Genomic DNA, 12,101 nt, shown 5'->3' on the forward strand with positions numbered 1-12,101 from the left:
AATTATTCGGTTTCGAACATAATAGCCCAGCAAAAACACAGGTTCTAGCCAAGCCTGTGTCTTCAGACCGCTAAAACGAAAAAAAACGAATATTGAGGAGGGCGAGGCGACGAATGGTCGCCCCTCGGACTAGCGCGAGCGTGCCACTTCCACCTTGACCTGCCACTCGCGCAGGCAGCGAGCGAAGGCGGGCGAGGGTTCCTGCTCGGTGAAGAGCTGATCGATCTGTTCGAGGCTGCCCAGTCGAATCATGGCGTTGCGGCCGAATTTGCTGGAGTCGGCGGCGAGAAACACCTGGCGGGCATTATGGATGATGGCCTGGGAGACGCAGACTTCCTGATAGTCGAAATCCAGCAGGGTGCCGTCCTCGTCGATGCCGCTGATGCCAACCAGGGCGTAGTCGACCTTGAACTGCTTGATGAAGTCAGCGGTAGCCTGACCCACCACGCCACCGTCACTGCGTACCTTGCCGCTGGCGATGAGGACGTCGAAATCGTCCTTGGCGCTGAGGATGTTGGCCACATGGAGGTTGTTGGTGATGATCTTGAGGCTGCGATGCCCGAGCAGGGCATGGGCGATGGCCTCGGTGGTGGTACCGATGTTGATGAACAGCGAGGCGTGGTCGGGTACGGCGGCGGCCACGGCTTCGGCGATCAGGCGCTTTTCCTCGCGCATCTGACCGGCCCTCATGCTGTATTCGGTATTTTCCACGCTGGAATCATGGGCGGCGCCGCCATGGTAGCGTCGCAGCAGGCCGGCTTCGGCGAGCTGATTGATGTCGCGGCGGATCGTCTGGGGAGTAACGGAGAAATGCTGGGCCAGCTCTTCGATGCTGACGTAGCCACGCTCACGAACCAGTTCGAGAATCTGCTGTTGGCGGGGCGCCAGGCTCATTACGGCTTCCTTGAGGTGATCGAGTAAATTCACAGAGGATGCCGTAGGTCGTTCATAGTGGAAAGCGCTTGTCGCGCAAAGCAAGACCGGCGTCGGAAGACGCCGGTCGTTTCGCTGTCAGTCGAGTGCCCAACCGCGGGTCCGCTCGACGGCTTTCTTCCAGCCCTTGTACAGGGTGTCTCTCTTGCTCGGGTCACAGGCCGGTTCGAAGACCCGCTCGATGGTGCTCTTGCTCCGCAACTCGTCCAGGCTGCTCCAGAAGCCGGTAGCGAGGCCGGCGAGGTAGGCCGCGCCCAGGGCGGTGGTCTCCTTCATTTCCGGCCGCTCGACGCGAGTGCCGAGCACGTCCGCCTGGAACTGCATGAGGAAGTTGTTGGCGGTAGCGCCACCGTCCACGCGCAGCGACTTCAGGGCTTCACCGGCGTCCTGCTGCATGGCGTCCAGTACGTCGCGGGTCTGGAAGGCAATGGATTCCAAGGTGGCGCGGATGATGTGATCCACCTTGACGCCGCGAGTCAGGCCGAACAGGGCGCCCCGGGCATAGGGGTCCCAGTAGGGCGCGCCCAGACCGGTGAAGGCCGGGACCAGGTAGACGCCGTTGCTATCGGTCACCTTGGTGGCGAAGTACTCGGAGTCCAGGGAATCGTTGATCACCTTGAGTTCGTCGCGCAGCCATTGCACGGTGGAGCCGCCGTTGAAGATGGCGCCTTCCAGGGCATAGTTGACCTCGCCGCGGGGACCGCAGGCGATGGTGGTCAGCAGGCCGTGCTGGGACTGCACCGCCTTCTCGCCGGTGTTCATCAGCAGGAAGCAACCGGTGCCATAGGTGTTCTTAGCCTGGCCTGGCTCCACGCACATCTGGCCGAACAGCGCCGCCTGCTGGTCACCGGCGATACCGGCGATCGGGATGCCAGTGGTCTGGGTGCTGCCCAGGTGCGCATGCCCATAGACCTCGGAAGACGACTTCACCTCCGGCAGCATCTCGCGGGGGATATCCAGCACCTCGAGCATGGTGGCATCCCACTCGCGCTTGTGGATATCGAACAGCAGGGTGCGCGAGGCGTTGGTGTAGTCGGTCACATGGGCCTTGCCCTGGGTCATCTTCCAGATCAGCCAGGTGTCCACGGTGCCGAACAGCAACTCGCCACGGCGGGCGCGCTCGCGGCTGCCTTCCACGTGATCGAGGATCCACTTGATCTTGGTGCCCGAGAAGTAGGGGTCGATCACCAGGCCCGTGGTCTTGCGGATATGGTCTTCCATGCCATCACGCTTGAGCTGGTCGCAGATCGCGGTGCTCTGGCGGCTCTGCCAGACGATGGCGTTGTAGATGGGACGGCCGGTGGTCTTGTCCCAGACGATGGCGGTTTCGCGCTGGTTGGTGATGCCGATGGCCGCGATCTGCTCGTTGCTGATGCTGGCCTGGGCCAGGGCCTCGACGAAGACGGCGCTCTGGGTTGCCCAGATTTCCATCGGATCATGTTCTACCCAGCCAGCCTGCGGATAGATCTGCGCGAATTCGCGCTGGGCGATGGTCACCACGTTGGCGTTGCGGTCCAGGACGATGGCGCGGGAGCTGGTAGTGCCCTGGTCGAGCGCGACGATGTACTGCTTGTTCTGGTCGGTCATGGTCGTGTTCCTTATTGTGATTCGCGGCGATCAGGACGCTTTGGAAGCGGAGTTCACTTCGGTACGGGCGCTTGCCTCGGCCTTGGCCGGAACATCGCAGGCACCCGAGGCCAGGCCGGGCAGGTGACGGCAGATCAGCGCCTTGTAACCAGCGGCGCCCAGGCAAGCACCGACGATGGGGCCGAAGATGGGTACCAGGAAGTAGGGGATGTCGCGGCCGCCGGTGAAGGCGATCTCACCCCAACCCGCGAAGAAGGTCATCAGCTTGGGCCCGAAATCCCGAGCCGGGTTCATGGCGAAACCGGTCAGCGGGCCCATGGAGCCGCCGATAACGGCGATCAGCAGACCGATCAGCAGAGGTGCGAGAGGACCGCGGGGCAGGCCGTTGCCGTCGTCGGTGAGGGCCATGATCATGGCCAGCAGAATGGCGGTGATGACGGCCTCGACCAGGAAGGCCTGACCGACCGACAGGGACGGATGGGGATAGGTCGAGAAGACACCGGCCAGCTCCAGGCTCGCCTGGCTGCCGCGGACCATGTGGTGCGCCTGTTCATAATCGAAAAACAGGCTGCTGTAGAGGCCGTAGACCAGCGCCGCGCCGCAGAAGGCACCGGCGACCTGGGCCAGGATGTAGGCCGGAACCTTGCGTCTTTCGAAGCCACCGAACAACCAGAGGGCGATGGTGACCGCCGGGCTCAGGTGCGCACCGGAAACACCGGCGGACAGATAGACCGCCATGCTCACGCCGACGCCCCAGATGATACTGATTTCCCACAGCCCAAGGGTGGCACCGCCGACTTTCGCCGCCGCCACGCAACCGGTACCGAAGAAGATGAGCAGGGCAGTACCGAGGAATTCGGCGATGCATTGACCGCGTAGAGTTGGAGCGAGAAGAGTACTCATGGGGGAGCCTCATGGTTGTTGTATTTATAGGTGGCCCTAGAGCCATTTGTTCGCAACCGAAAATCTAATTTCAAATATGAAAACTGTCAAAGCTCCTGAGCGCAAAAACAGTGACGACGTTCGACAATTCATTGCCAATGCGACGCCGCCTGCTACTTTGGTCATATAGGCCCGAGCGACAACCTGCCCGTTATCAGGTCTGAAGTAATGATGTCGCTGCCAGAGCCTGCCTGAGACCAGGTGCTTACGCGACCTCACGCCTGCTGTTCTTTCTTTCTGCCCAGGTAGCGCGCATGTCCCTAGAATTTCACCAGGTCGATGCCTTCACCGATCAACCCTTTCGTGGCAACCCTGCGGCTGTGTACCGCCTGGACAGCTGGCCTGCCGACGATCTGCTGCAACGGATCGCCACCGAGCACAACCTATCGGAAACCGCCTTCGTGGTGCGTGAGGGCGAGACCTGGCGGATCCGCTGGTTCACCCCGCGCGTTGAGGTGCCGCTGTGTGGCCATGCCACCCTGGCCGCTGCCCATGTGCTGTTCGAAAACTATGGGGAAGCAGGCGATCGGCTGGAGTTCATCAGCCAGTCCGGTGTGTTGCGGGTGTTTCGCGAGACCGAGGGGCTGCTGGCGCTCGATTTTCCGGCACTGGTCCCCTCGGAGCTGGGTGTAACCCCTGAGCTGGAGCGAGCCCTGCGAGTCTCGCCCGTGGATGCCCTGGCGGCGGACAAGCTGCTGGTGCTGCTGGAGTCGGAGGAGGCCGTGCGCGAGTGCAAGCCGGACCTGACCGCCATCGCCAGGCTGCCCTGGCAGGGCGTCATCGTCACTGCCCGGGGGCGGGACGTCGACTTCGTCTCGCGCTTCTTCGCGCCGGCAGTTGGTGTGGACGAGGATCCGGTCACCGGCTCGGCCCATTGCAGCCTGATCCCCTATTGGTCGCGACGGCTGGCCAAGCGCATGCTCACCGCACAACAGCTCTCGGCGCGGGGAGGTCAGCTCTGGTGTCGGCTCGACGGAGACCGGGTGAGTATCGCCGGACGCGCGGTCACCGTATTCAGGGGCCAGCTGCTGCTGTGAAGCGGCCGCCTCGGATGCCTGGCGCATCCAAGGCGGCTAACGTCCTCAGGCGTGCAGCGGCGGCGCGATGAGGAATTCGAGCAGCGCCTTCTGGGCGTGGAGGCGATTTTCGGCTTCGTCCCAGACCACGGCTCGGGGATCGTCCAGCAGGGTATGGCTGATCTCCTCGCCACGGTGGGCCGGCAGGCAGTGCATGAACAGCACGTCCTCGGCGGCGCCGTCGAGCAGTTCGGCATTGACCTGATAGGGCTTGAAGGCTGCCAGACGCAGGCGGGTTTCCTCTTCCTGCCCCATGGAGGTCCAGACGTCGGTACTGACGAGGTGCGCCTGGGCCACGGCCTCACGCGGATCGCGGGTCAGCTGAACCCGATCACCGGCGCGTTCGAGAAAGCGCGGATTGGGCTCATAGCCTTCCGGGCAGGCGACGCGCAGGGTGAAGTCGAGTTGCTCGGCCGCCTCGATGTAGCTGTTGCACATGTTGTTGCCATCGCCGATCCAGGCCACGGTCTTGCCGCGGATGTCGCCCCGGTGTTCGAAGAAGGTCTGCATGTCCGCTAGCAGCTGGCAGGGATGCAGGTCGTCCGACAGGCCATTGATGACCGGTACCTGGGAGTTGGCCGCGAAGGTGGTCAGCATCTCGTGGGCATAGGTGCGGATCATCACGCCATCGAGCATGCTGGACATGACCCGGGCACTGTCCGGGACTGGCTCGCCGCGGCCGAGTTGGGTATCGCGGGAGGACAGGAAGATCGCCTGGCCGCCGAGCTGGATCATGCCGGCCTCGAAAGAGAGGCGGGTACGGGTCGAGGCCTTCTCGAAGATCATGCCCAGGACGCGATTACGCAGGGGCTCGTGGAGCATGCCCTGGTTGCGCAACGCCTTGAGTTCGATGCCGCGTGCGATGAGTTGCCGGAGTTCCTCGGGGGAACAATCCATGAAAGAGAGAAAGTGGCGAACCGTCATTTCGTTACCCTAGCGTCCCGTCCCGGTAACGGCCACCCGTGAAGGGCGCGGCGAACCTGAGAGCATGCCGTTTTACACGGCGGAAAGACCAAAGGCGAAATGGTATAAGTTCATGTCGCATTTTACCACCATCGCACGCTGGCACCTTTTCAGGCCTGCCAACGCGCGGTGGGGTAGAGCTCGGGAGCACTCCGGACAGAGTGCTCCGGCAAGGCTTACAGCAGGTCAGCGGGAACGTTGCCGCCATTGTCGGCGAGTTTCTGCAGGACGGCCTTGTGCAGCCACATGTTCATCTCGGCAGAGTCACTCATCTTGTCGGCAGGGCAGTTCAGTTCCTTGGCCAGTTCCTGGCGCGCGGTCAGGCTGCTGTCCAGGTCGAGGAGCTTGAGCAGGTCGACGATGGAGGTCTTCCAGTTGAGCTGTTCGCCTTTCTGGGCGGCCAGGCCGTCGAGCTTGGCGGCGACGTCCACCTGGCTCATGGGGGCGGCGCTGCCGGTCGAAGCCGGGTTGCCGGCGGGTGCGGCGGTATCGGTCGCGCCAGCGGTGGGGGCTGCGGCGGGGGTATCCGCGTGGGCTTCACCAATGCCGAGCTTCGAGAGGATCTTGCTGAACAGGCTCATGGAGTTCTCCTGGGGTCTTGGATCAGGCGCATCACGTGGCGCCTACCCTTAACCTGACCACAGCCTCGCCGCCAAAGTTTGCCAAGTGGCCTACCGAATCACCGCCGGCGGAGCGAACGGCCTTGAATGGGCGTGGTCGATTGGCAGGTCGAGCCGCGCCTGTTTCGGGCTGGACGTCGCGGAAATCCCGGCGTTCCACCGGCCTTTCCGTTACAATCGTCCCACCGTATTAGCGAGGTGCATCGTGGAAATCATCGATACCATCAAAGACCAGATTGCCAACAATCCTGTGCTGCTCTACATGAAGGGTTCGCCGAACGCGCCTCAGTGCGGCTTCTCTTCCCGTGCCGCTCAGGTACTGATGGCCTGTGGCGAAAAATTCGCCTATGTCGATATCCTGCAGAATCCGGAAATCCGCGCCAATCTGCCCAAGTACGCCAACTGGCCGACCTTTCCCCAGCTGTGGGTTGGCGGCGAGCTGGTCGGCGGCAGTGATATCCTGGCCGAGCTGTACGAGAAGGGTGAGCTGCAGACCCTGATCAAGCAGGCCGTGGAGCAGAAGGACGCCTGAGTCCTCCGCCACAAAAAAAGCCCGCATCATGCGGGCTTTTTCATGGGCGTCTGCTCGATCAATCGTCGTCGTGCATCTGCGACTGGATGTAGTTCTCGATCCCGACGCTGGCGATGAGGCTCAGCTGGGTTTCCAGCCAATCGATGTGCTCTTCCTCGGATTCGAGGATGCTCTTGAGCATGTCGCGGCTCACGTAGTCCCGCACGCTTTCACAGTAGGTGATGGCTTCACGCAGGTCAGCCACGGCGCTGATCTCCAGGCGCAGGTCGCACTGGATCATCTCCTGGGTGTTCTCGCCGATCATCAGCTTGCCCAGATCCTGCAGGTTGGGCAGGCCTTCCAGGAACAGGATGCGCTCGATCAGGCGATCGGCGTGCTTCATCTCGTCGATGGATTCCTTGTACTCGTGATGACCCAGCTTGCGGATACCCCAGTCGTTGTACATCCGCGAGTGCAGGAAATACTGGTTGATGGCCACCAGTTCGTTGCCGAGGATCTTGTTCAAATGCTGGATGACGGTGATATCGCCTTTCATGGCCGGACCTGCAAATCGGGTGGGATTGCCGGCAGTCTGAGCGTGGAAGGGCCCTTTGTCAAAAGCTTAAGTTGTTGAAAAATCGACGAAAATCGAACGGTAATCGAAAGCTTTTCCATCCTTTCCGTAAGCGTTTGATTAGACAATAAAAAAGCCGGACACAAGGTCCGGCTTTTTTTGCAGGGATGTCGCTCAGGCGCGCGGGACGTCCAGGGCGTAGGCGAGCTGCTGGGCACCATGCAGCTCACTGAGGGTTTCCTTGACGACCTGCTTGGCGAGGCAGGCGCACTTGCCGCACTGGGTGGCGCAACCCGTGCTTTCCCGGACTTCCCGATAACTGCAGCAGCCTTCATAGATGGCTTCGCGAATATGCTTGTCGGTCACGCCACGGCAAAGACACACGTACATGGATCGCCTGCTGTATGAGTGGAGGTGCCGCCAAAGCTAATGACAATGAGAATGATTGTCAAAGTTGTAGGCGGCAAAATCTCATCAAAGGCCCTCTGGGCGACAGGCGGTTGTCAGATCAGTCCAGGTCGACCCAGCCGCCCATTTCCCGCCACCGATTGACGATGCCGCAAAACAGCTCGGCAGTCTTCTCGGTGTCGTAACGGGCCGAGTGGGCTTCGCGATTGTCGAACTCGATGCCGGCCGCCTGGCAGGCCTTGGCCAGTACCGTCTGACCATAGGCCAGACCGGCCAGGGTGGCGGTATCGAAGCTGGAGAACGGGTGGAAGGGGTTGCGCTTCAGGCCGCAGCGCAGCACCGCGGCATTGAGAAAGCCCAGGTCGAAGCTGCTGTTATGGCCGACCAGGATGGCTCTCTTGCAGCCACTGGCCTTGAGCGACTTGCGTACACCCTTGAAGATCTCGCTCAGCGCCTGCTCTTCGCCCACTGCCATGCGCAGCGGATGGTCGAGCTTGATGCCGGTGAACTCCAGCGCCGCAGCTTCGATATTGGCGCCAGCGAAGGGCTCGACGCGGAAGAAATAGGTGTGATCCGGATAGAGCACTCCTTCCTCGTCCATGGCCACGGTGGTGGCGGCGATTTCCAGCAGGGCATCGGTGGCGGCGTTGAAGCCGCCGGTCTCGACGTCGATCACCACCGGCAGATAGCCGCGGAAGCGGCGCGCCATGGGGATGCGCGAGTCGGACATGGGCTGGCTGGCATCCAGTTCGTCGCTGAAAGTCTCATCCATGCTCATACGCTCACCTCCAGACGCCAGCGCAAGGTCTCGCCCGCGCGCAGGGGAATCACCTCGTGATCGCCAAAGGGGAGGGAGGCCGGCGCCTGCCAGTCCTCGCGCACCAGGGTCACAGTCTCGGTGTTGCGCGGCAGGCCATAGAAGTCAGGGCCGAAGTGGCTGGCGAAGCCTTCCAGGCGGTCGAGGGCGTCGCGGCTCTCGAAGGCTTCGGCATAGAGCTCGAGCGCACCGTAGGCGGTATAGCAGCCGGCACAACCGCAGGCCGCTTCCTTGGCGTGACGGGCGTGGGGCGCCGAGTCGGTGCCGAGGAAGAACTTGGGGTTGCCGCTGGTGGCGGCGTCCAGCAGGGCGCTCTGGTGGGTGTTGCGCTTGAGGATCGGCAGGCAATAGAAATGCGGCCGGATGCCGCCCACCAGCATGTGGTTGCGGTTGTACAGCAGGTGATGGACGGTGATGGTGGCACCCACGTTGGCCGGGGCCTCGCGCACGAAGGCAGCGGCGTCGCCCGTGGTGATGTGTTCGAACACCACCTTCAGCGTCGGGAAGCGCTGGACGATACGCACCAGGTGCTCGTCGATGAATTTCTTCTCGCGGTCGAAGACGTCCACCTCGGCATGGGTGACCTCGCCATGCACCAGTAGCGGCAGGCCGATCTCAGCCATGGCTTCCAGGGTCGGGAAGAGGTTGTCGAGGGAGGTGACCCCGGAGTCGGAGTTGGTGGTGGCCCCGGCCGGATAGAGCTTGGCGGCATGCACGAAACCGCTGGCCTTGGCGCTGCGCACGTCTTCCGGGCTGGTGCGATCGGTGAGGTAGAGCACCATCAGCGGCTCGAAGCGGCTGCCCGCCGGACGCGCGGCCAGGATGCGCTCGCGGTAGGCGGCGGCCTGCTCGGCAGTGCGCACCGGTGGCACCAGGTTGGGCATGACGATGGCGCGACCGAATTCGCGGGCGGCGTCGGCGACGGTCTGCGGCAGGGCGGCGCCGTCGCGCAGGTGAATGTGCCAGTCATCGGGACGGGCAAGGGTGATCCGGTCGGTCATGCGGGATTCCAGGCTGCGGGAAAGTGGGGAAATGCTACCGGAAAAGGGGGTAGCCGGCACCCGTGCAGCGGGATCGCGCTCAAGTTTTCCGCGCCCTTGACCGATATGAAGCCCAGGTACTTTTTTCTTTCCGGAGCTCGACGTGCGCCCGCGTTACCTCTTCCTTTCCTGTCTGCTGCTCGCCGTTCCGGCCTGGGGGATGACCTTCCAGAGTCGGCTCGAGAGCGTGGAGTGGAAGGTGGAGGGCGACATCTTCGCCTGTCGGCTGCTGCAGCCCATCCCGCGCTTCGGCAGCGGTGGTTTCCTGCGCCGCGCCGGCGAGGCCACGGTATTCGAGCTGCGCCCCAACGGTCAGTGGTTGCCGGTGGGCAGCGCCAGCCTCAAGGCCGCGGCGGTGCCCTGGAAGCCGGGCCTTGGCGACATCAGCCTCGGCTCGGTCAAGGTGGTGGAGGGGGAGCAGGCCCTGACGACCAGCGCGCAGCAGGCTCAGCGCCTGCTGGCGGGATTGATGGAAGGGCGCATGCCGCAGGTCAGTCGGCCGGGTGCCCTGGATGACCGCGTCGAGGTCCGGCTGCTGCCCGTGCACTTCGAGCCGGCCTACCAGCAGTTCCAGGCCTGTACCCAGAAGCTGCTGGCGGTCAACTTCGAGCAGATTCGCCATTCCCAGGTCGGCTTCCCGGGCGGTGACGATACCCTGGACGACAGCGCCAAGGCCAAGCTCGATCTCATCGACGAGTACCTGAAGGCCGATCCAACGGTCAACCACGTCATCGTCTCGGGCTACAGCGACAACCAGGGCACCCGGCTGGACAATCGCCAGGAATCCCGGCTGCGTGCCATCGCCGTGATGGAATACCTCAAGGCCAAGGGCTTCCCCGCGGAGCAGATCGAGTTGCGCTTCTTTGGCGAGCAATATCCACTCGCACCCAACAACAACAAGACCAACCGGGCGCTCAACCGGCGCGTGACCCTGGTGTTCTCGCGGGTGCCGCCAAGCAGCGAGCCAGCGGCCGCGCCGACCACCAGTACCGCGGCCAATCCGAGTGAGCCACCGGCGCCGACCCCCGCCCCGCCAGCCAAGCCCAAGGGCTGATCCGCTGCAACCGCATGTCGCCCAGACATCAGAGTGCGTCGCGCCTCTGTAAAAGCGGCGATACCACCAGTAGAATTACCGCTTTCCGACTCAATGCAACACACGGGAGCGAACGGCATGGCGGATGTGAAGAAGGTAGTCCTGGCGTATTCCGGCGGCCTGGACACCTCGGTGATCCTCAAGTGGCTGCAGGATACCTATAACTGCGAAGTGGTGACCTTCACCGCTGACCTCGGCCAGGGCGAGGAAGTCGAACCGGCACGCGCCAAGGCCCAGGCCATGGGCGTCAAGGAAATCTACATCGACGACCTGCGCGAAGAGTTCGTCCGCGACTTCGTCTACCCGATGTTCCGCGCCAATACCGTCTACGAAGGCGAGTACCTGCTGGGTACGTCCATCGCCCGTCCGCTGATCGCCAAGCGCCTGATCGAGATCGCCAACGAGACCGGCGCCGATGCCATCTCCCACGGCGCCACCGGCAAGGGCAACGACCAGGTGCGCTTCGAGCTGGGCGCCTATGCGCTCAAGCCGGGCGTCAAGGTGATCGCCCCCTGGCGCGAGTGGGACCTGCTCTCCCGCGAGAAGCTGATGGACTACGCCGAAAAGCACCAGATCCCGATCGAGCGTCACGGCAAGAAGAAGTCGCCGTACTCCATGGATGCCAACCTGCTGCACATCTCCTATGAGGGTGGCGTGCTGGAAGACACCTGGACCGAGCACGAAGAAGACATGTGGCGCTGGACCAAGTCCCCGGAAGCCGCGCCGGACACCCCGACCTACCTCGAGCTGACCTACCGCAATGGTGACATCGTCGCCATCGACGGCAAGGAGCTGAGCCCGGCGACCGTGCTGGCCGAGCTCAACCGCATCGGCGGCGAGAACGGCATCGGTCGCCTGGACATCGTCGAGAACCGCTACGTCGGCATGAAGTCCCGTGGCTGCTACGAGACGCCCGGCGGCACCATCATGCTCAAGGCGCACCGCGCCATCGAGTCCATCACCCTCGACCGCGAAGTGGCCCACCTCAAGGACGAGCTGATGCCCAAGTACGCCAGCCTGATCTACACCGGCTACTGGTGGAGTCCGGAGCGGCTGATGCTGCAGAAGATGATCGACGCCTCCCAGGCCAGCGTGAACGGCGTGGTACGCCTGAAGCTGTACAAGGGCAACGTCATCGTCGTCGGTCGCAAATCTGACGAGTCGCTGTTCGACGCCAACATCGCCACCTTCGAAGAAGATGGCGGCGCCTACAATCAGGCCGACGCGGCGGGCTTCATCAAGCTCAACGCCCTGCGCATGCGCATTGCCGCGGGCAAGGGTCGCACCCTGCTGTAAGGGTGGCGACGCCATGCGAAACCCCAGCCTAGGCTGGGGTTTTTTTATGGCTTACAGGTCGAAGTCGTACTCGGAGATCTGCCGCTTGAGGCGGCGTTCTTCGAGCATGTCGTCGATTAGGCGCCGCTTGGTCAGGTTGGTCTTGCTGACGACGGGTTCCACCGTTTCGGGCGCTTCGCCATCGCTCTCGAAATCGTCGTCTACATCGATATCGCTTTTGTCTTCGGCCATTGGTAACTCC

The 12,101-nt window shown here is 62.9% G+C and carries 14 protein-coding genes; 4 read left to right on the top strand and 10 right to left on the bottom strand.

The genetic code is table 11. The features are described 5' to 3' along the window. Positions 1-129: 129 nt before the first annotated feature. The 3 genes from PJ259_RS01645 to PJ259_RS01655 form a co-directional block, all read right to left on the bottom strand. Positions 130-894 (bottom strand): DeoR/GlpR family DNA-binding transcription regulator, encoded by a 765-nt coding sequence (locus tag PJ259_RS01645; RefSeq protein WP_059314411.1) that lies wholly within the window; start codon positions 892-894, stop codon positions 130-132. 117 nt (positions 895-1,011) lie between these two features. Further along, positions 1,012-2,520, bottom strand: coding sequence for a glycerol kinase GlpK (gene glpK, locus PJ259_RS01650; protein WP_059314412.1), 1,509 nt, complete (start codon positions 2,518-2,520; stop codon positions 1,012-1,014). A 30-nt stretch (positions 2,521-2,550) separates the two neighbouring features. Further along, positions 2,551-3,423, bottom strand: a complete 873-nt coding sequence (locus PJ259_RS01655; protein WP_271654473.1) for an MIP/aquaporin family protein — start codon at positions 3,421-3,423, stop codon at positions 2,551-2,553. A 293-nt stretch (positions 3,424-3,716) separates the two neighbouring features. On the opposite strand from PJ259_RS01655, the gene PJ259_RS01660 reads away from it, so the two are divergent. Beyond that, on the top strand, positions 3,717-4,499 hold the full coding sequence (locus tag PJ259_RS01660; RefSeq protein WP_271654474.1) for a PhzF family phenazine biosynthesis protein: 783 nt from the start codon (positions 3,717-3,719) through the stop codon (positions 4,497-4,499). Positions 4,500-4,544: 45 nt separating this feature from the next. Here PJ259_RS01660 and argF read toward each other — a convergent pair whose 3' ends face one another. Both argF and PJ259_RS01670 read right to left on the bottom strand, forming a co-directional pair. Then, the gene (argF, locus tag PJ259_RS01665; protein WP_271654475.1) at positions 4,545-5,462 is read right to left on the bottom strand and encodes an ornithine carbamoyltransferase; all 918 of its coding nucleotides are present in this window, start codon (positions 5,460-5,462) and stop codon (positions 4,545-4,547) included. A 215-nt stretch (positions 5,463-5,677) separates the two neighbouring features. Then, entirely contained in the window at positions 5,678-6,082 is a 405-nt protein-coding gene (locus PJ259_RS01670; RefSeq protein WP_059314416.1) for a DUF3597 domain-containing protein, read from the bottom strand. Between the two features lie 244 nt (positions 6,083-6,326). Here PJ259_RS01670 and grxD point away from each other — a divergent pair, with 244 nt between their 5' ends. Beyond that, positions 6,327-6,653, top strand: coding sequence for a Grx4 family monothiol glutaredoxin (grxD, locus tag PJ259_RS01675; protein ID WP_059314417.1), 327 nt, complete (start codon positions 6,327-6,329; stop codon positions 6,651-6,653). A gap of 58 nt (positions 6,654-6,711) precedes the next feature. Here the strand turns inward: grxD and bfr are convergent, their stop codons facing one another. The 4 genes from bfr to pyrC all read right to left on the bottom strand — a co-directional run bounded on the left by bfr (position 6,712) and on the right by pyrC (position 9,432). Continuing rightward, positions 6,712-7,188 (bottom strand): bacterioferritin, encoded by a 477-nt coding sequence (bfr, locus tag PJ259_RS01680; RefSeq protein ID WP_017640309.1) that lies wholly within the window; start codon positions 7,186-7,188, stop codon positions 6,712-6,714. 192 nt (positions 7,189-7,380) lie between these two features. After that, positions 7,381-7,596, bottom strand: a complete 216-nt coding sequence (locus PJ259_RS01685) for a bacterioferritin-associated ferredoxin (protein ID WP_271654476.1) — start codon at positions 7,594-7,596, stop codon at positions 7,381-7,383. Between the two features lie 118 nt (positions 7,597-7,714). Next, entirely contained in the window at positions 7,715-8,386 is a 672-nt protein-coding gene (gene rnt / locus PJ259_RS01690) for a ribonuclease T (protein ID WP_420480510.1), read from the bottom strand. Positions 8,387-8,388: 2 nt separating this feature from the next. Beyond that, the gene (gene pyrC, locus PJ259_RS01695; protein WP_271654477.1) at positions 8,389-9,432 is read right to left on the bottom strand and encodes a dihydroorotase; all 1,044 of its coding nucleotides are present in this window, start codon (positions 9,430-9,432) and stop codon (positions 8,389-8,391) included. A 142-nt stretch (positions 9,433-9,574) separates the two neighbouring features. Between pyrC and PJ259_RS01700 the strand changes: the two genes are divergently transcribed. Both PJ259_RS01700 and PJ259_RS01705 read left to right on the top strand, forming a co-directional pair. Next, complete coding sequence (locus PJ259_RS01700) at positions 9,575-10,525, top strand: flagellar protein MotY (protein ID WP_271654478.1); 951 nt, start codon at positions 9,575-9,577, stop codon at positions 10,523-10,525. A gap of 117 nt (positions 10,526-10,642) precedes the next feature. Continuing rightward, complete coding sequence (locus tag PJ259_RS01705; protein ID WP_271654479.1) at positions 10,643-11,860, top strand: argininosuccinate synthase; 1,218 nt, start codon at positions 10,643-10,645, stop codon at positions 11,858-11,860. A gap of 51 nt (positions 11,861-11,911) precedes the next feature. Here the strand turns inward: PJ259_RS01705 and PJ259_RS01710 are convergent, their stop codons facing one another. Further along, positions 11,912-12,091, bottom strand: coding sequence for a PA3496 family putative envelope integrity protein (locus PJ259_RS01710; RefSeq protein ID WP_059314422.1), 180 nt, complete (start codon positions 12,089-12,091; stop codon positions 11,912-11,914). Positions 12,092-12,101 lie beyond the last annotated feature (10 nt).

This window comes from Pseudomonas sp. JBR1 (genome assembly GCF_028198185.1).
GTDB lineage: Bacteria > Pseudomonadota > Gammaproteobacteria > Pseudomonadales > Pseudomonadaceae > Chryseomonas > Chryseomonas oryzihabitans_E.